Source organism: Metabacillus sp. GQ13 (assembly GCF_059758525.1).
This window is the reverse complement of record NZ_JCAXET010000001.1, coordinates 378639-399056: the sequence shown is the minus strand read 5'-3', so window position 1 is coordinate 399056 and position 20418 is coordinate 378639. Positions and strand designations below refer to the sequence as shown.

The following is a 20418-nucleotide window of genomic DNA, read 5'->3' as shown; positions in this document are numbered from 1 at the left end:
GGTATTTAAGGAGAGAAAATATAAATGAAAGCAAGAGATTTATCTGTATTACTAAGTGTTATCTTAATCATCGCTATGCTTATCATCCCTTTTCCAGGATGGATGTTAAGCTTTCTAATAATAATCAATATTTCTCTTGCGTTGTTAGTGATCCTTACATCAATGAATATGAATGAACCATTACAATTTTCCATATTCCCATCGTTAATATTACTGTTAACGTTGTTCCGCTTAGGATTAAATGTTTCAACCACTCGTGCAATATTAGCCGAAGGTGACGCAGGGAAAGTTGTTGAAACATTTGGGAGCTTCGTTACGGGAGGAAATGTTCTTGTTGGCTTTGTTGTCTTTATTATTTTAATTGTGATCCAATTTGTTGTTATTACTAAAGGATCCGAACGTGTATCTGAAGTTGCAGCGCGATTTACTCTCGATGCAATGCCTGGTAAACAAATGAGTATTGATGCTGATTTAAATTCGGGGATGATATCTGAACCACAGGCAAGAGAACGACGTGAGAAAGTTGCAAATGAAGCTGATTTTTATGGTGCAATGGATGGTGCTAGTAAGTTTGTCAAGGGAGATGCAATTGCTGGTATCATCATGGTTTTGATAAATATGCTTTTTGGGATCATTATCGGTATGATGCAAAAAGGAATGGCAATTGGCGAAGCGGCTTCCCAATATACAATGCTTACGGTTGGTGATGGAATTGTTAGTCAAATCCCGGCCCTATTAATATCTACAGCTACAGGAATTGTCGTCACAAGAACGGCTTCCGAAGGGAACTTAGGATCTGATATTACTTCACAATTATTTGCTTATCCTAGAATGCTGTATGTAACGGGTGGTAGTATTCTTCTTTTAGGTGTTTTTACTCCAATCGGTCTATTTATTACATTCCCAATTGCTGGGATCTTCGGTTATGCTGGCTATATGATTTCCAAATCAAATGATAAGCCTGTAATTGATGAAGAAGTAATCGAACAAGAAACTAAAATGGATGAAATGAAAAGTCCTGAAAGTGTAGTAAATCTTTTGAATATTGATCCTATTGAATTCGAATTTGGTTATGGATTAATCCCACTTGCAGATACTAATCAAGGAGGAGACCTTTTAGATCGAGTAGTCATGATTCGAAGACAGTTGGCGATTGAATTGGGAATTGTTATTCCAGTTGTCAGAATACGAGACAATATTCAACTACAACCAAATGAATATCGTTTGAAAATTAAAGGGAATGAAGTTGCAAAAGGTGAAATCCTTTTGGATCATTACTTGGCAATGGCTCCTGGGATTGAAGATGATTCAATCGAGGGAATTGATACCATTGAGCCATCATTTGGTCTCCCTGCAAAGTGGATTAATGAAGACGTAAAGGATACAGCTGAAATGTATGGTTATACAGTAGTTGATCCGCCATCTGTTGTGTCTACACATATCACTGAAGTTATCAAACAAAATGCACATGAATTACTTGGTAGACAAGAAACAAAGCAACTAGTAGACCATTTAAAGGAATCCTATCCTATTTTAGTAGAAGAAGTCACTCCTACACCACTTGGTATAGGTGAAATCCAGAAAGTACTTGCAAAATTATTACGTGAAAAGGTATCAATTCGTAACCTACCTATCATTTTTGAGACGTTAGCAGATTATGGGAAAATGACATCTGATACAGAATTACTTGGTGAGTATGTTAGACAAGCCTTGGCTAAGCAAATTACTGCACAATATACAGATCAAGATCAGCTATTAAAGGTTGTTACTTTATCAGGGAAAATTGAAAAGGTGATTGCTGAAGGTGTTCAACAAACAGACCATGGTAATTACCTATCATTAAGTCCTGACGTATCTCAATCTATAATCGAGGCAGTAGCAAAAGAGGTAGAAATGCTTTCATTACAACAAACAACTCCTATCTTACTTTGTTCACCTGCAGTAAGAATGTATGTTAGACAACTTACGGATCGATATTTTTCACAAGTACCAATTTTATCCTATAATGAATTAGAATCAGATGTAGAAGTACAAAGTGTAGGGGTGGTGAATATTGAATGAAGGTAAAGAAGTATATTGCACTTACTATGCAAGATGCAATGAAAAAAATTCGCGAAGAAATGGGTAATGACGCAGTTATTTTAAACTCAAAGGTTGTTCAATCTGGCGGATTTTTAGGTCTTTTTGCAAAGAAAAGAATTGAAGTAATAGCTGCAATGGATCCAGATGTGCCTACGCAGAAAAAAACAGCTCAGCCTAAATTTGGAGAAAAAACAATACAGAATCCCCCTATTAAAAATGAACAGTCAATCTCACAGGTTAAACAACAAATGGTTAACGAGGAAGATCAAGATTTAATAGCTGAGTTAAAAGAATTAAAAGGTATGCTTCAATCGATCACTACAAATGAACAAATTGGATTATATCCTGAACCATTAAAATTGATGGTAGATAAGTTGATTAAATTAGAGGTTAATTCTGTCTTAAGGTCTCAGATTATGTCAGAGTTACTAGAATATTGGTATAAAAAAAGTGGGAATTTAACTCCTAGCCAATTGAATGAAAAAGAAAAAGAACTGTTCGAAACAAAACTTGAAGGTCTTGATTTTAGTGGGGTTTCTTATAAAAAGAAGTACATTAATGTAATTGGTCCAACTGGAGTGGGGAAAACAACAACACTGGCTAAGCTTGCAGCAGAATGTGTCTTGCAAAAAAAGAAAAAGGTAGCTTTTATCACAACTGACACATTTAGAATTGCAGCAATTGATCAACTAAAAACATACGCTAAAATTTTAAATGTACCAATTGAGGTTTGCTATTCGATTGATGATCTTAAAATAGCGAAAAAGAAACTTGAAATGTATGATTATATCTTTATTGATACAGCAGGAAGAAATTTTTTGGAGGCCCAGTATGTAACTGACTTACAATCAATCATTGATTTTGATGATGAAATGGAAACATTTCTCGTGTTAGCTGCAACTGCTAAGGCAACAGATATGCTTGCTGTTTATCAACAATTTTCAGTGATTCCAATAAATAAACTTATTTTTACAAAACTCGACGAAACATCAACAAGAGGCCCCTTATTTGATGTCATGATAAACACGAATAAAGGTGTTGCCTATACAACACATGGTCAAAATGTTCCTGATGATATTGAAGCAGCAACTAGAACTCGCATAGTCGAACAGATACTGAGGTAGTGATATGGTGAATGATCAAGCAGCGCGCTTAAGAGAGCGTTTAAAATCATTAAAAACGCAAGCTAAATCAATTGCAGTAATGAGTGGAAAGGGTGGCGTGGGAAAGTCTAATTTTTCTCTGAATTTCTCACTATCCCTGCAAAAACTAAATAAACGGGTATTATTATTTGATTTAGATATTGGGATGGGTAATATTGATATTCTTATTGGTGAAGCTTCAGAATTCTCGATTGTAGACTTTTTTGATAAGGGAGTATCTTTAGTAGACATCGTTACTACTGGACCAAATAGTCTTGATTATATTTCTGGGGGTACGGGATTAGGCTCAATTTTTAAACTAGATGGAGATAAATTTGATCGCTTCGTTAGCGAGCTTGATCTATTATTTAAAGCATATGATTATATTATCTTTGATATGGGTGCAGGGATTTCTGAAGATAGTATGCGCTTTATTCTCTCAGTAGACGAAATTATCGTCATTACAACGCCTGAACCTACTTCCATTACAGATGCTTATGCAGCCATTAAACATATTTGTTTGCAAAATGATACGATGACCTTTTCAATAGTAGTAAATAGGGTATTTAATCAATATATCGGTGACTCTACTTTTAACAGATTATCCCTAACGATAGGGAACTTTTTAAAAAGAGAAATTTCATTATTGGGATTTATACCTGACGATCCAACGATTATGAAAGCTGTAATTGCACAAAAGCCATTTTTATTATATCAGCCTACTTGTTATGCTAGTAAAGCAATTATTAACATCTCGAATGATTATATAAGAAGGCATTCATCAGAAGTGTTTGAAGACAAACAGACACCTTTTATCTCGAAATTAAAGCATTTCTTCATGAAGGGTAGGTGAATTAAATGGACAAAGTTAGCGTACTTGTCGTTGATGATTCTGCGTTTATGCGTAAATTAATTTCGGATTTTCTTAATGAAGCAGAAGATATAGATGTCATCGGGACTGCTAGAAATGGACAAGATGGAATAAAAAAGGTTGAATTATTAAATCCTGATGTTGTGACAATGGATGTTGAAATGCCGGAAATGAATGGATTAGAGGCATTGAAGAAGATTATGGTTCTGTTTCCGAGGCCTGTTATTATGCTTTCTAGCACAACTAAGGAGGGAGCAGAGAATACCATTCAATCTTTGGAGTACGGTGCATTTGATTTTATTTCAAAACCCTCTGGTGCAATTTCTCTGGACTTATACAAAATTAAAGAAGAATTAATTGAAAAAGTCAAACTAGCTAAATTAGCAAATTTTAACAAATTGCAAATTAAAAAAAATAATCCCCTTTCAGAGAAAGAATATAGTAAAATAGACATACACCGAGACAAAAGTACTACTTTTATAGACAAAATTAGTCAAGATGAACAATTAGTCTGTATCGGAACCTCCACCGGAGGACCTAGAGCATTGCAGCATGTATTACCGAAATTACCAGCAAATATTAATGCGCCAATTTTTATTGTGCAGCATATGCCACCAGGATTTACTCATTCACTTGCAAATCGGCTGAATTCTATTTCTGCTATTACTGTAAAGGAAGCTGAAAACGGTGAATTGGTTCAAAAGGGAGTGGCTTATATTGCACCAGGTGGTTCTCACCTAAAGGTAAGACAAAATAGTAGGAGTACATTAACGATAAATATAGATCAATCAGAAATCAGAAATGGTCATCGTCCTTCTGTTGATGTGATGTTTGAGTCAATTAGTGAATTAAAGAATTATCATAAGGTTGCTGTTATTATGACAGGGATGGGTACAGACGGAACAAATGGTTTAAAAAAACTTAAATCGACGGGAATTGTTAAAGCGATTTCTGAATCAGAACAGACTGCTGTAGTGTATGGAATGCCTAAGGCAGTGATTGCGACACATCTTGTTGATAAAGTTGATCTCGTAGAAGATATTGCTAGTTCTATCGTGAATTATATAAGAAGTTAAGGGGTGTTACCGTATGGACATGAACCAATACTTAGAGGTTTTTATAGAAGAAAGTAAAGAACATATCCAGTCATGTAATGAAAAACTATTAGAATTAGAGAAAAATCCTACTGATTTAGTAATAGTAAACGAGATCTTCCGTTCAGCGCATACCTTAAAAGGGATGAGTGCAACAATGGGCTATGAGGATATAGCAAATTTGACACATCAAATGGAAAATGTTTTAGATGCTATTCGTAATGAAAAGCTAACAGTAACACCGGCGCTCTTCGATGCAGTATTTATTTCTGTAGATAATCTAGAGGAAATGGTCTTTTCGATTGCAGAAGGTGGAGACGGCAAAAAAGATGTTTCTGAAGTAGTAGAGATGTTAAAAAAGATAGAAAACGGTCATGCTATCAGTGAAGTAGTTAATAATAATAGTGGTGCTAACAATGAGTCTAGTAATCAATCAATTCAAGAATACGATGATTTTGAATTTACAGTGATTGAACAATCAAAAGAACAAGGGTTTACCGCATATGAGTTAACGATTTCACTTCGTGAAGATTGTTTATTAAAAGCCGCAAGAGTATACATGGTATTCGAAATTTTGGAGCAAGTCGGTGAAGTCATAAAGGCGATTCCTTCAGTTGAACTTTTAGAAGATGAGAAGTTTGATACACAGTTTACTGTGGCGATTGTTTCAAAGGAATCGGCTAATGATATTCGGAACAAGGTGATGAAAGTATCAGAAATCGTAGACGTGGAACTTAAAGTAATCGATTCCTCAAATATGACAAGCAGTATATCAACCGTTATATCTTCTAAGCAGGATAAACATACGACCATAGAGGTTGAAAAAACAGAGAGCAATGTAAAAACTGCAGCAAAACAAGTTGCTGCTACTAGTTCAAAAACAATTCGTGTAAATATTGAACGATTAGATATTTTGATGAATTTATTTGAAGAATTAGTCATTGACCGTGGAAGATTAGAGCAGATTTCTAACGATTTAAACAATAGTGAACTTGATGAGACAGTGGAAAGAATGTCAAGAATTTCAGGTGATTTACAAAATATCATTCTGAATATGCGTATGGTTCCGGTAGAAACTGTTTTTAATCGTTTCCCACGAATGATTCGTCAACTAGCAAAAGATTTAGATAAAAAAATAAATCTAGAAATCATCGGCGCTGAAACGGAATTAGACAGAACTGTTATTGATGAAATTGGTGATCCACTCGTTCATCTTTTACGTAACGCTATTGATCATGGTGTTGAGATGCCTGATGAGCGCGTGAAGAATGGTAAATCAGAGGTAGGTAATGTTGTTTTACGAGCATACCATAGTGGGAATCATGTATTCATAGAGATTGAGGATGACGGTGCGGGTATCAAACGTGATCGAATTCTCAAGAAGGCTTTAGACAAAGGTGTTGTAACCGAACAAATCGCTGCAACTTTAACAGATAAACAAGTGTATGAACTTATCTTCTCTTCAGGGTTTTCAACTGCAGATCAAATTTCTGATATTTCTGGTCGTGGGGTAGGATTAGATGTAGTTAAAAGTACGATTGAATCACTTGGTGGTTCTGTTTCGATAGATGCAACCGAAGGAAAGGGATCACTATTTTCTATTCAACTACCACTAACGCTATCTATTATTTCAGTTATGTTAGTTGAATTACAAAAGGAAAAATATGCTATCCCATTATCTTCAATTATAGAAACAGCAGTGATTAAAAAGGAAGATATTCTACAGGCTCATAGCCAAAAGGTCATTGATTTCCGCGGGAGAATTGTACCTCTCGTATTCTTAACAGAAATTTTTGAAGTACCGGTAGACTATACAAATGAGGATTATGTGTCAATAATTATTGTCCGAAAAGGTGATAAAATGGCTGCACTTGTAGTGGATTCTTTTATCGGTCAACAGGAAATTGTCTTAAAATCTCTAGGAAATTATTTAAATAATGTTTTTGCGATTTCAGGTGCGACAATTTTAGGTGATGGTCAAGTAGCTCTGATCGTAGATTGCAATTCCTTAATAAAATAACGATATTAAATAGTTAAGTCTAGTTTTCGGCTTAAAATGAGAGGGGTCTACTTATGAGTGAATTGTTATCAGGAGATATAAAGGTTATCGTTTTCCAATTGGAAGATGAGGAATACGGAATCCCAGTACAACAAGTACAATCAATAGAAAAAGTTGAACATATTACTCGTGTACCGAGAACAGCGCCATATATAAAAGGTGTTATTAATTTAAGAGGTGTAGTAACACCAATAATTGATTTACGTTCACGTTTCGGTCTAGAACCACTTAAAGATTCGGAGAGTTCTAGAATGATCATTGTTTCGAAGGACGATATAGAAGTGGGATTTATTGTTGATGCTGCAAATGATGTGCTTGATCTTTCTGCAGAAACAATCGAACCTCCACCAGAAGTTGTTGGAGCTATCGAGGTTGGGTATATTGAAGGGGTAGCGAAACTAGAAAAAAGATTAATCGTGATGATCGATTTAGAAGAAATTTTGAAAGTGGAAGCTAAACGTTCTTTGCTAAGTGTATAGGTGTGAACAAATGGATTATATTAATCGAATTTCCACGAAACATTTGGATGTATTAAAAGAAGTTGGAAATATTGGAGCTGGGCATTCAGCTACAGCACTTTCAAAGCTTTTAAATAAGAAAATAGACATGATGGTTCCAAATGTTAAAGTTGTTTCCTTTAATGAATTAATGGACTGGGTTGGTGGACCTGAAGTAGTGATAGCAAGTGTGTTTTTACGTATTGAAGGAGATATTCCGGGCTCGCTATTTTTTGTCCTTAGTATTGAACAAGCTGAAAGATTTATTAGACAATTAATTGCTGATGCAAACTTTTCCTTCAGGGATGCTCCTAATGATGAAATTGGATTATCTGCCTTCCAAGAACTTGGAAATATTGTGACGGGTTCTTATTTATCATCTTTATCTGACCTTACTGATTTAACTCTTTTTCCATCTGTACCAGCGCTTTCAATTGATATGTTTGGAGCTGTGATTAGTCATGGTTTGATTGAATTATCACACATAAGCGACTATGCGATTATTATCGATACCGTAATAAACGAAGCAGAACAAGTAGAGGAAGGTTCCGTTAATGGACATTTTTTCCTTTTACCAGACCCGGAATCATTTAAAAAATTGTTTGATGCTTTAGGTGTAACAGAATGATGCTAGAATCCCCAGAGGTAGTAAAAGTAGGTATTGCAGATCTTAACGTAGTGAGATCACCAAATCATATTCGAACATCTGGATTAGGATCCTGTGTAGGGCTAATATTATTTGACAAGATAAATGAAGTAGCAGGTTTAGCACATATCATGTTACCAGACTCATCACTTGCTAATAAAGGATCATTGAATCATGCTAAATATGCTGATACAGCTATACCACAACTAATTTGTCGGTTAATAGATGCAGGTGCAAGACCGAGATCATTACAGGCAAAAATTGCAGGTGGGGCACAAATGTTTCAATTTCAAGCTTCTAGTGACATGATGAGAATTGGACCAAGAAACGTTGAAGCAATAAAGCGGATATTAATTCTGCATAATATAAAACTAATTAGTGAAGAGGTAGGTGGAAACAGCGGAAGAACGATTGAATTTGATCCGAAAACCTGCGAATTAATGATTAGAACAGTAAATCAAGGTACAAAGACGATATGAAAATAAGAGGTAATTTGAACATACTTGGTGAGGTGGATAGTAGTGACACAATTATCAATAACTGAAGAACAATTAATTTGGCAAAAATGGATAGATGTTCGTGACACACAGGCAGGCAATGTTCTCATCAAAAGATACATGCCCCTTGTTTCTTATCATGTGCAACGAATTTCTGTCGGTCTACCTAAAAGTGTAAGTAAAGATGATTTGATGAGTTTAGGATTATTTGGCTTGTATGATGCTTTGGAAAAGTTTGACCCAAACCGTGATCTGAAATTTGATACGTATGCATCGTTTCGTGTAAGAGGGGCCATTATTGATGGACTTAGGAAAGAGGATTGGCTACCGCGGAGCTCTAGAGAAAAGGCGAAACGCGTAGAGGCAACAGTTGAGAAATTGGAACAAAGAAATCAAAGGAATGTAACTTCTAAAGAGATTGCAAATGAATTAGGCTTATCAGAAGGAGAAGTAGTTAATGTGATGAACGAAGGCTTTTTTGCCAACATTCTGTCTATTGATGACCAACTTTTTGATCAAGAAGATGGGGAAGGTATAGGATTTACGATTAAAGATGACAATCAGCAATCACCAGAAGATAAGATGCTAAAGGATGAATTAATCGCACAGCTATCTGAAGTGATCACTCAATTAAGTGAAAAAGAGCAACTTGTGGTCAGCTTTTTTTACAAGGAAGAATTAACCTTAACTGAAATTGGACAAATCATGAATTTATCAACATCAAGAATCTCCCAAATTCATTCAAAAGCATTATTTAAACTTAGAAAAATTTTGGATAATGTTATTCATTAATTAGATAAGTTTAGTTACGATTAAAAATTCGCTTATTGCCCTCATCTATTTTTTAGATTTTAGCTTGCTAAAGGAGTGATATACTCTGAGTTTTAAAAATATCGAAATGCAAATTGCTCTACCTAGAACTCATGATGCAGGTAAAGTACAGGAACAACTTAACCAACGGAGCCAGCTTGCCCAGGATCAGCTGGCTCATTCTTTACAAAAAGAAGTTGAAATAAAAAGAACACAAGTGGAAAGAAATAGTGATAGTGAAAAAGTGCACCTTAAAAAGGATGACTCTGAACAACAACAAAGTAATCATAATAAAAAGAATAAAGAAAAAAAACAGCAAGATGAGAATTCTGATCATCCCTATAAAGGGAAAAAAATTGATTTACTTGGTTAAGAGAGGATGTCTATGACTACAATATTACTATTACTAAGTTTACTACTACATGTAGTAGCTTTTTATTTTATCATTGTTTTATATTCAAAGTACTCATCTATGAAGGACCTTACTGATTCACACAGGAAATTAATTGAGGAAACTGAAGATTCAATGACTAGCTTTCTAATTGAGATGAAGGACGAAAATGAAAGGCTCATTCAACACATCCAATTTCAAAACAATTCATATGACCAACAAGAAGAACCAAAGAATGTTGAAAAAATAAAAAAACAGCAAAATCAATCAATTGAACAGAACCATGATAAAAAGGCTAATCAAGATACATTGGTCATTCAAAATGATAGCACTCTTCCTGACCATTTATCAGGACTTGATAAAGTTGTTGATATTGTAGAGCTCAGCCAATCATCTCCGCAAAAGGTTCTTCCTTTTGAAATAGAAGCTCTATCTCTTCATGATAATGGTTATACAGTTGAACAAATTGCGAAAAAATTTAAAAAAGGAAAGACTGAAATTGAGTTACTACTTAAATTTCGACAAAATTAGTAGAATATCTAGGAATCCATTGAATATTCAAACTATAAATGCCTTTCTTTATCAGGTGGTATAATTCAACAAGGTTCAAATTTCAACGTATTATCGAACAAAACAGAAAGAAGTTATACTTTAACCTTGATTGTCGTAATTTGATATGGTATATTAATTTTCGGTGTTATTACACACGCTTGTGGATTTAAGCATTGGTGCTGTTATAAATAGTTATGCTTAAAGATGACATGAGCGGAGGAGAACAAAACCATTAGGAGGAACAAAAAATGTCAGTAATTTCAATGAAACAATTGCTTGAAGCTGGTGTTCACTTCGGTCATCAGACTCGCCGTTGGAACCCAAAAATGAAACGTTACATCTTTACAGAGCGTAACGGTATTTACATTATCGACCTTCAAAAGACAGTTAAAAAGGTTGAGGAAGCTTACAGATTCGTTAAAGAACTTGGAGCTGAAGGCGGTACGATCCTATTTGTTGGTACTAAAAAACAAGCTCAGGATTCTGTTAAAGAAGAAGCAGAACGTTCTGGCATGTATTATATCAACCAACGTTGGTTAGGTGGAACTTTAACTAACTTTGAAACAATCCAAAAACGTATTAGACGTTTAAAAGATATTCAAAGAATGCAAGAAGATGGAACGTTTGAAGTACTTCCTAAAAAAGAAGTTGTTCAACTTAATAAAGAGCTTGAGCGTCTTGAAAAATTCCTAGGTGGAATTAAAGACATGAAGCAGTTACCTGATGCATTATTTATTATCGATCCTCGTAAAGAGCGTATCGCTGTTGCAGAAGCTCGCAAATTGAACATCCCGATCGTAGGTATCGTAGATACAAACTGTGATCCAGATGAAATCGATTATGTAATTCCTGCAAATGATGATGCAATTCGTGCTGTTAAGCTTCTTACTGGTAAAATGGCAGATGCAATTATGGAATCTAAACAAGGTGAAGAAACTACACCTGCTTAATGAACAAAAAGGTGATAAGAGGAATTGGCCTTTTATCACCTTTTTTTTAAATGATTACATAGAACAGCTAAGCAACTGTTAAATCTCTTGCACAGCTGAAATTAAATTAACAAATGAATGATAATAATACATGTTTCTAAGGAGGAATACTGTTATGGCAGTAACTGCACAGATGGTAAAAGAACTACGCGCAAAAACTGGCGCTGGAATGATGGATTGTAAGAAGGCGTTAACAGAAACGAATGGTGATATGGACCAAGCAATTGATTTCCTACGTGAGAAGGGTATTGCAAAGGCTGCTAAAAAAGCTGATAGAATTGCTGCAGAAGGCTCAACTCTTGTTAAAGTTGAAGGTAATGAAGCTATTATATTAGAAGTAAACTCTGAAACGGATTTCGTTGCTAAGAATGAAGGATTTAAAGTGTTAATCAATGGGTTAGCTGATTTCTTACTAATAAATAAACCTGCTAATGTAGAAGCTGCATTAGTTCTAAAAATGGATGATGGTTCAACTGTTGCCGATTTCATTAACTCTGCTATCGCAAAAATTGGTGAAAAACTAACGCTACGTCGATTTACCATTGTATCTAAATCTGATAATGATGCCTTTGGTGCATACTTACACATGGGTGGACGCATTGGTGTACTTACATTATTAGAAGGAACAACTGAAGAAGCAGCTGCTAAAGATGTTGCTATGCACATTGCTGCTGTAAATCCTAAGTATGTATCTCGTGCTCAAGTCTCTGCTGAGGAAGCAGCACATGAGCGTGAAATCTTAACTCAACAAGCTCTTAACGAAGGAAAGCCTGAAAATATTGTAGCTAAAATGGTTGAAGGCCGTTTAAGCAAATATTTTGAAGAAATTTGCCTTTTAGATCAAAGTTTTGTTAAGAATCCAGACCAAAAAGTGAAGCAATTTGTTGAATCAAAAGGTGGTACCGTTAAGACATTTGTACGTTATGAAGTTGGAGAAGGTATTGAAAAACGCCAAGACAACTTTGCTGAGGAAGTAATGAATCAAGTGAAAAAGTAAATTTTTGTATCGATCATTGCATGAAAGTATACCTTATTTATGTAAAAGGTCGGACATTTTTGAAAATGTGAAAAGGGAACACAAGATGTGTTCCCTTCTTTTGAAGATATTTTTTAGAATCGAATGGAAACAGAGCTGGAGGTAATTATGGGTAATGCAAAATATCAACGTATTGTACTTAAATTAAGTGGAGAAGCACTTGCAGGTGAAAATGGCTTCGGTATTAATCCTACTGTTATTCAGTCGATAGCAAAACAGGTGAAGGAAATTGCTGAGTTAGATGTAGAAGTTGCTGTTGTTGTTGGCGGTGGAAACATTTGGCGTGGTAAAATCGGTAGTGAAATGGGTATGGATCGTGCAACTGCGGATTATATGGGCATGTTAGCAACTGTAATGAACTCTCTTGCTTTACAAGACAGTCTTGAGACTCAAGGTATCCAAACACGTGTGCAAACCTCTATCGAAATGAGGCAGGTTGCGGAACCGTACATAAGAAGAAAAGCTATTCGTCATTTGGAGAAAAAGCGTGTCGTTATCTTTGCTGCTGGAACTGGGAATCCTTATTTCTCCACTGATACAACAGCGGCATTACGTGCAGCAGAAATTGAAGCTGATGTTATATTAATGGCTAAGAATAATGTTGATGGTGTATATAGTGCTGATCCGCAAATTGATAAAAATGCAATAAAATATGAAACATTGTCCTATTTAGATGTTCTTAAAGAAGGATTAGCTGTTATGGATTCAACTGCTTCTTCTTTATGTATGGATAATGATATTCCATTAATTGTCTTTTCTATAATGGAAGAAGGAAATATTAGACGTGCCGTAACAGGTGAAAACATCGGAACTATTGTTAGGGGGAAATAAACATGGCTAAACAAGTATTGGCAAATACTAAGGATAAAATGGAAAAGGCAGTTACTGCTTTAAGTCGTGAATTAGCATCAGTAAGAGCTGGAAGAGCAAGTGCTAACTTATTGGATAAGCTCTCAGTTGACTATTATGGTGCACCAACACCAGTTAATCAACTTGCTTCTATTAGTGTCCCTGAAGCTCGTTTGCTTGTGATTCAACCATACGACAAAACAATTCTAGGCGACCTTGAGAAGGCTATACTAAAATCAGATTTAGGTCTAACACCATCTAATGATGGTTCGTTGATTCGTTTATCGATACCGGCTCTTACAGAAGAAAGACGTAAAGAGCTTGTTAAACTAGTTAAAAAGTATGCGGAAGAAGCAAAAGTTGCTGTTCGTAACATTAGACGTGATGGAAATGACGACTTGAAGAAACTTGAGAAAAATGGTGGAATTACTGAGGACGAATTAAGAAGCAATACTGAGGATGTCCAAAAACTAACTGATGATTTTATTGTAAAAGTTGATCAAGTTGCTAAAGATAAAGAAAAAGAAATCATGGAAGTTTAATGATATAATATGTACAATAGATATGTGTTGACCCTCTAATGTTTACAGGGGGTTTTTTTGTTAATACTGATAACATTATCATGGTAAAGAGAGATCATGAATTATTGGGTGATGGAGGAATCACATGCTCAACTTATTAAAATGGTGGAAAGGAAATTCTCAAACCATAAATGAAACTATGATTGTAAAAGAAGATATTTTAAAGGGAGAAATTCCCGAACATATTGCGATTATCATGGATGGTAATGGAAGATGGGCTAAAAAGCGAGCACTTCCACGTATTGCTGGTCATCATGAAGGAATGAAGGTAGTCCGTAGAATTACAAAACAGGCGAATGAACTAGGTGTTAAGGCGCTTACTCTTTATGCCTTTTCCACTGAAAATTGGAAAAGACCGAAAATAGAAGTTGATTATTTAATGAAATTACCAGAGGAATTTTTAAATATTTATTTACCAGAGCTTGTGTCAGAAAATGTCCAAGTGCAAATCATCGGTGATAAAACTAGACTTCCCGCACATACGTTAAGGGCTGTAGACAAAGCGATGAAAGATACCCAAGAAAATAGTGGGTTAATCTTAAACTTTGCTTTAAACTATGGGAGTCGAGCAGAAATAATTACAGCAATACAGAAAATTACACATGAGGTCAAAAGTGGAGCGTTGGATGAATCAGATATAAATGAAGATATGTTTTCAGATTATTTAATGACACATTCATTGAAAGATCCTGACCTATTAATACGTACTAGTGGTGAAATTAGACTAAGTAATTTTATGTTATGGCAGTTAGCGTATACTGAATTCTGGTTTACGGATGTACTATGGCCCGATTTTAAAGAGCAAAATTTTTTACAAGCAATACACACATATCAACAAAGAGGACGCAGATTCGGCGGCGTATAAAGGTGATGAAATAATATTATGAAACAACGAATATTGACTGCAGTACTTGCTGTAGCTATTTTTCTTCCATTTGTCATTTACGGAGAGCTTCCGTTTACAATATTTGTTTTCCTATTAGGATCAATTGCATTATATGAATTATTAAAAATGAAAAAAATTTCATTACTAAGTATTCCAGGGATATTAAGCTTAATTATATTATGGGTTCTTCTAATTCCTAACTCATATATAAATATATTAGGTGATTTTTCAAAAGCGGAATTTGCATTTCTGGTATTGCTTTTATTATTAACGTATACAGTTGTGACAAAAAACAAATTTACATTCGATGATGTGGGTTTTGTCGTCATTGCTGTCTTTTACCTAGGTATTGGCTTTTACTTTTTAATTGAAACAAGAAACTTGTACCCAGGTGGTCTTGAACTTGTTTTTTATGCATTAATATTGATATGGGTAACTGATTCAGGGGCTTATTTTGTTGGACGTTCATTAGGCAAGAATAAACTTTGGCCAGAAATAAGTCCAAATAAAACAATTGAAGGTGCAGTTGGTGGTATTCTCTTTGCAGTGATCTTTGCTTGGATTTATCATGCTTTTACTGGGGTTCTAGACAATTATCTAATTGTTACAGTAGTGACCATATTTTTATCAGTATTTGGACAAATAGGTGACCTCGTTGAATCAGCACTAAAGCGTCATTATCAAGTTAAGGATTCTGGTACAATTCTTCCAGGACATGGTGGGATTTTGGATCGTTTTGATAGCTTGCTATTTGTTTTACCTATGTTACATTTTTTGAGAATCTTTTTCTCGTAGGCTCTTTACTAAACGTATCAAACAAAAAAGCAGCCTTCGGATTTTTTCGTTTAATTAGGAATTAACTAAAACGAAATTGGCGAGGCGATTTAACGAAAAGAGAACGAAAACAGAACGAAAACAGAACGAAAAAAGACTAAATACAAAGAACTGGTTATTACTCAAAAAAACAAACTTTGCGAAAAAAACCTTCACACAAGAAAGTTGATTAATCTGTTTGAATGGAAGTGACTTTGTGAAAAAAATAAGCTTATTAGGAGCTACAGGTTCGATTGGCATGCAGACTCTTGATGTCATTGAATCACACCCAGAAGAGTTTGAGCTTGTAGCAATGTCTTTCGGAACCAATTATCAAACCGGAAGTGAAATAATTAAAAAATTCAAACCTCATTTTGTAGCTGTTAAAGATAAAGAAACATTTAGAATTTTATCAATGGAGTTTTCAAATGAGGAAGTCACGTTTGGATATGGATCAGACGCTCTAATAGAAGCTGCAATTTATGATGGAGTAAATGTATTAGTTAATGCTGTTGTCGGAAGTGTTGGGTTAATTCCCACTTTAAAGGCTATTGAAAATCATATTACAATTGCTCTTGCTAATAAGGAGACACTTGTTACTGCGGGACATATCGTGACAGAATATGCACTGAAGTATAATGTTGATATTTTGCCAGTCGATAGTGAACACTCAGCTATTTTTCAATGTTTACAGGGGGAACGTATAAAGGCGATTGACCGACTTATCGTTACAGCTTCAGGAGGAAGCTTCCGTGATAAGAAACGAGAAGAGCTTGAAGAAGTTACTGTAACCGAAGCATTGAACCATCCAAATTGGTCAATGGGAGCAAAAATTACGATAGACTCGGCAACGATGATGAATAAAGGTTTAGAAGTTATTGAGGCTCACTGGTTATTTAACATGCCCTATGAAAAGATAGATGTTATCTTACATAAAGAAAGTATTATTCATTCAATGATTGAGTTTCAAGACAGAAGTGTGATAGCACAGCTTGGTACACCTGATATGAGGGTACCAATACAATATGCTCTTACCTTTCCTAATCGCTTACCATTAGAAAATGCCAAGAGACTTGAACTTTCCGAAATAGGTAAATTACATTTTGAAAAGATAGACTTTAATAGATTTAGATGCTTACAATTTGCTTATGATTCAGGTAAAATAGGGGGAACAATGCCAACTGTTTTAAATGCAGCAAACGAAGAAGCTGTTGCTGCTTTTTTAAAGGGGCATATTCGTTTCTTGCAAATAGAGGAATTTATTGAAAGAGCTATGAATAGACATGAGAGCATCGCACAACCGAGTTTGGAACATATTCAAGAAGTTGATCAGCTTACTCGGAATTTTGTACAAACATTAATCTAGTTAAAGGTGGTCATAAAAGTTGAATACAGTGATAGCGTTTATTCTCATTTTCGGTGCTCTTGTATTTTTTCATGAGCTAGGCCATTTAATTCTTGCTAATAGAGCGGGAATACTATGTAGAGAGTTTGCGATTGGTTTTGGACCGAAAATTTTATCCTTCAAAAAAAATGAAACAGTTTATACGATCCGCTTATTACCAATAGGTGGTTTCGTTAAAATGGCAGGTGAAGATCCAGAAGTTATAGAAGTTAAGCCGGGTCATAATGTCGGCTTGCTATTTAATAAAGAGGATAAAGTTGAAAAAATTATTCTAAATAATAAAGAAAAGTATCCACAGGCTCGTATTATTGAGGTCGAAAATGCTGATTTAGATCATAATATGTTTATTTCTGGATATGAGCATGGTGAAGAGGAACTTATTAAACGGTTTGATGTAAGTGAAACTTCCTTCTTTATTGTCGATGGTCAAGAAATTCAAATTGCACCTTATAATCGTCAATTCCAGTCTAAAAGAGTTGGACAGCGAATAGCAGCTATATTTGCGGGTCCATTCATGAATTTTCTGCTAGCTCTTGTTATATTGATTACATTAGGATTTATTCAAGGAGCTCCAGTAAATGAACCTAGATTAGGACAATTAACTGAGGATGGTTCCGCTAAAGAAGCTGGCTTACTTGAAAGTGATGTCATTCAAACAATTGAAGGACAATCAACATCATCATGGGAAGAAATCGTAACCATTATTCAAGATAACCCTGAAAAAGAACTTACTTTTGAGGTTGAACGTGATGGTGAAATTCTCTCATTTGAAGTTGTCCCAGATGCTGCAAAGGTAGGGGAGGAAACAATTGGTCGTATCGGGGCTTATAATCCAGTAGATAAATCTTTTGGTAGCTCAATTAAATATGGATTTGTAGAAACGTATACTTGGACAAAGGAAATATTAATTGGTTTTGGTAAACTAGTTACAGGGCAATTCTCGATAGATATGCTTTCTGGGCCAGTTGGTATATACGATATGACCGATCAAGTAGCTGATTCTGGAACAATTAACTTACTAAGATGGGCAGCACTTTTAAGCATTAACTTAGGTATTGTTAATCTCTTACCAATACCTGCTTTAGATGGTGGTCGTTTATTATTCTTATTCATCGAGGCATTGAGAGGGAAACCTATAGATCGACAAAAAGAAGGAATTGTTCATTTTATTGGGTTTTCATTGCTAATGTTATTGATGCTTGTTGTGACATGGAATGATATTCAACGACTGTTCCTTTAATATCTTAGTTTCAACTAGAAGTGATTCATAACTAATGGAATCATTTTGAACACTTTAAGAAATGAATGAAGTAATATTTATAGAAGATGTTAGTTTAATTTAAAATAGAGGTGCTAGTAATGAAACAAAGTATGACGTTTATTCCAACTCTTAGAGAAGTTCCAGCAGATGCAGAAGTAAGAAGTCACCAGCTAATGCTTCGGGCTGGATTTATCAGGCAAAACACTAGTGGTATTTATAGTTACTTACCGTTGGCACAAAAAGTGTTAAAGAAGATCGAACAAATCGTTCGTGAAGAAATGGATCAAGCAGGCGCATCAGAATTATTAATGCCAGCATTACAACAAGCTGAGCTTTGGCAAGAGTCTGATCGTTGGTATTCTTATGGTCCAGAGCTCATGAGAGTAAAAGATCGTCATAATCGTGAGTTTGCACTAGGTGCTACTCATGAAGAGGTCATTACAAGCCTAGTTCGCGATGAAATTAAATCATATAAACGTTTGCCACTAGCTTTATATCAAATTCAGACCAAATTCCGTGATGAGAAACGGCCTCGCTTTGGTATTTTACGTGGACGTGAATTTATTATGAAGGATGCCTATTCATTTCATGCTACTCAAGATAGCCTGGACGCGGTTTACGAAAAAATATTTACAGCTTATCAAAATATTTTCACTCGTTGTGGTTTAGACTTTAGAGCGGTAATAGCTGATTCTGGGGCAATGGGTGGTAAAGATACTCATGAATTTATGGTATTATCGGAAATAGGTGAAGACACAATTGCTTATTCTGATACCTCTCAGTATGCTGCGAATATTGAAATGGCTCCTGTCATTGCGAAATATGAAAAAGGTAATCAAGAGTTGTTAGAATTGGAAAAAGTAGAAACTTCAAATCAAAAAACAATTGAAGAGGTTTCCAAATTTTTGAATATATCGAAGGAATCATGTATAAAGTCGATCTTATTTAAGGTGGATGAGCGTTTTGTTTTAGTTTTAGTTCGTGGTGACCATGAACTAAATGATATTAAAGTAAAGAACTTATTCGATGCTTCAATTGTTGAATTGGCAACAGCTGAAGAGATAAATGAAGGTATACAATGTGTTCCAGGGTTTATTGGACCTATTAACGTTTCTGATGATATTGAGGTGGTTGCAGATCATGCAATCAGAGCAATCGTCAATGGAGTTTGTGGTGCAAATGAAGAGTCATTTCACTTCCAAGGTGTCAATATCGAACGCGATGCCAACGTTAGTCAATATGCTGACCTTCGTTTTATCAAAGAGGGTGACATGTCTCCAGATGGAGAAGGTTTGATTAAATTTGCCAAAGGAATTGAAGTTGGCCATGTCTTTAAACTAGGAACTAGATATAGTGAAGCAATGAATGCAACGTTTTTGGATGAAAATGGTAGGGCGCAATCGATAATTATGGGTTGTTATGGTATTGGAGTATCAAGAACCTTAGCCGCAATTATTGAGCAGCATAACGATGAATTTGGGATTACCTGGCCAGAAAATGTCGCACCATTTCAAATACATGTTATTCCAGTAAACGTAAAGAATGAATCACAAAAGGAATTGTCAGATAAACTTTACAGTTCATTTATTCAACAAGGTTATGAAGTGTTGCTTGATGATCGACAAGAACGTGTAGGAGTAAAATTTGCTGATTCAGACCTCATCGGCTTACCTGTCCGTGTTACTGTTGGTAAAAGAGCTGACGAAGGAATTGTTGAAGTAAAGGTGCGAAAGACTGGAGAGTCATTTGAAGTAGCGATAAATGATCTTCAAGATAAAATTAGCCAAATACTGGGTAACTAAAATGGGTTACAGCAAGTTAGAAATCTGCTAGAATAGACATAGAAAATGAACGGAAAGAGGCTGACTCAAAAGTGGAGACATAACCTCTATATACAATCTTTGTATATAGAGGTTATTGTTAAAATGAGGCAGCCTCTTCTGATTTTATTTATAGA

20 protein-coding genes are annotated in these 20418 nt (G+C 35.2%); all 20 read left to right on the top strand.

From position 1 onward, the window contains the following. Positions 1-24: 24 nt before the first annotated feature. The 20 genes from flhA (at position 25) to AC6CHR_RS01860 (ending at position 20263) form a co-directional block, all read left to right on the top strand. On the top strand, positions 25-2061 hold the full coding sequence (flhA, locus tag AC6CHR_RS01955; RefSeq protein ID WP_498246768.1) for a flagellar biosynthesis protein FlhA: 2037 nt from the start codon (positions 25-27) through the stop codon (positions 2059-2061). Beyond that, a complete protein-coding gene (gene flhF, locus AC6CHR_RS01950; protein ID WP_498246767.1) occupies positions 2058-3206 on the top strand; it encodes a flagellar biosynthesis GTPase FlhF in 1149 nt (382 codons plus the stop codon). Before flhA ends, flhF begins: the two co-directional genes overlap by 4 nt. A gap of 4 nt (positions 3207-3210) precedes the next feature. After that, on the top strand, positions 3211-4077 hold the full coding sequence (locus tag AC6CHR_RS01945; RefSeq protein WP_498246766.1) for a MinD/ParA family protein: 867 nt from the start codon (positions 3211-3213) through the stop codon (positions 4075-4077). 5 nt (positions 4078-4082) lie between these two features. After that, on the top strand, positions 4083-5171 hold the full coding sequence (locus AC6CHR_RS01940) for a protein-glutamate methylesterase/protein-glutamine glutaminase (protein ID WP_498246765.1): 1089 nt from the start codon (positions 4083-4085) through the stop codon (positions 5169-5171). 13 nt (positions 5172-5184) lie between these two features. After that, positions 5185-7209 (top strand): chemotaxis protein CheW, encoded by a 2025-nt coding sequence (locus tag AC6CHR_RS01935; protein WP_498246764.1) that lies wholly within the window; start codon positions 5185-5187, stop codon positions 7207-7209. A gap of 53 nt (positions 7210-7262) precedes the next feature. Further along, positions 7263-7727: a chemotaxis protein CheW gene (locus AC6CHR_RS01930; RefSeq protein ID WP_498246763.1), complete on the top strand. Its 465-nt coding sequence runs from the start codon at positions 7263-7265 to the stop codon at positions 7725-7727. A 10-nt stretch (positions 7728-7737) separates the two neighbouring features. Then, positions 7738-8373 (top strand): chemotaxis protein CheC, encoded by a 636-nt coding sequence (locus tag AC6CHR_RS01925; protein WP_498246762.1) that lies wholly within the window; start codon positions 7738-7740, stop codon positions 8371-8373. Then, positions 8373-8870, top strand: a complete 498-nt coding sequence (locus tag AC6CHR_RS01920; protein ID WP_498246857.1) for a chemotaxis protein CheD — start codon at positions 8373-8375, stop codon at positions 8868-8870. Before AC6CHR_RS01925 ends, AC6CHR_RS01920 begins: the two co-directional genes overlap by 1 nt. 42 nt (positions 8871-8912) lie before the next feature. Further along, complete coding sequence (locus AC6CHR_RS01915) at positions 8913-9680, top strand: FliA/WhiG family RNA polymerase sigma factor (RefSeq protein WP_498246761.1); 768 nt, start codon at positions 8913-8915, stop codon at positions 9678-9680. A gap of 106 nt (positions 9681-9786) precedes the next feature. Continuing rightward, a complete protein-coding gene (locus AC6CHR_RS01910; protein ID WP_498246760.1) occupies positions 9787-10071 on the top strand; it encodes a hypothetical protein in 285 nt (94 codons plus the stop codon). A 12-nt stretch (positions 10072-10083) separates the two neighbouring features. Further along, a complete protein-coding gene (locus tag AC6CHR_RS01905; RefSeq protein ID WP_498246759.1) occupies positions 10084-10620 on the top strand; it encodes a hypothetical protein in 537 nt (178 codons plus the stop codon). Positions 10621-10889: 269 nt separating this feature from the next. Further along, positions 10890-11591 carry a 30S ribosomal protein S2 gene (gene rpsB, locus AC6CHR_RS01900; protein WP_498246758.1) on the top strand — a complete coding sequence of 234 codons (702 nt, stop codon included), beginning with the start codon at positions 10890-10892 and terminating at the stop codon, positions 11589-11591. Positions 11592-11745: 154 nt separating this feature from the next. Continuing rightward, positions 11746-12627 (top strand): translation elongation factor Ts, encoded by an 882-nt coding sequence (gene tsf / locus AC6CHR_RS01895; RefSeq protein ID WP_498246757.1) that lies wholly within the window; start codon positions 11746-11748, stop codon positions 12625-12627. 147 nt (positions 12628-12774) lie between these two features. Beyond that, on the top strand, positions 12775-13497 hold the full coding sequence (pyrH, locus tag AC6CHR_RS01890; RefSeq protein ID WP_498246756.1) for a UMP kinase: 723 nt from the start codon (positions 12775-12777) through the stop codon (positions 13495-13497). A gap of 2 nt (positions 13498-13499) precedes the next feature. Then, positions 13500-14057, top strand: coding sequence for a ribosome recycling factor (gene frr / locus AC6CHR_RS01885; RefSeq protein ID WP_498246755.1), 558 nt, complete (start codon positions 13500-13502; stop codon positions 14055-14057). Positions 14058-14181: 124 nt separating this feature from the next. Continuing rightward, positions 14182-14961 carry an undecaprenyl pyrophosphate synthase gene (gene uppS, locus AC6CHR_RS01880; RefSeq protein ID WP_498246754.1) on the top strand — a complete coding sequence of 260 codons (780 nt, stop codon included), beginning with the start codon at positions 14182-14184 and terminating at the stop codon, positions 14959-14961. A gap of 18 nt (positions 14962-14979) precedes the next feature. Next, a complete protein-coding gene (locus tag AC6CHR_RS01875; RefSeq protein ID WP_498246752.1) occupies positions 14980-15777 on the top strand; it encodes a phosphatidate cytidylyltransferase in 798 nt (265 codons plus the stop codon). A gap of 235 nt (positions 15778-16012) precedes the next feature. Continuing rightward, a complete protein-coding gene (gene dxr, locus AC6CHR_RS01870; RefSeq protein ID WP_498246751.1) occupies positions 16013-17161 on the top strand; it encodes a 1-deoxy-D-xylulose-5-phosphate reductoisomerase in 1149 nt (382 codons plus the stop codon). A 19-nt stretch (positions 17162-17180) separates the two neighbouring features. Beyond that, positions 17181-18440, top strand: coding sequence for an RIP metalloprotease RseP (gene rseP, locus AC6CHR_RS01865; RefSeq protein WP_498246750.1), 1260 nt, complete (start codon positions 17181-17183; stop codon positions 18438-18440). 119 nt (positions 18441-18559) lie between these two features. Beyond that, complete coding sequence (locus AC6CHR_RS01860; RefSeq protein ID WP_498246749.1) at positions 18560-20263, top strand: proline--tRNA ligase; 1704 nt, start codon at positions 18560-18562, stop codon at positions 20261-20263. The last annotated feature ends 155 nt before the right edge of the window (positions 20264-20418 follow it).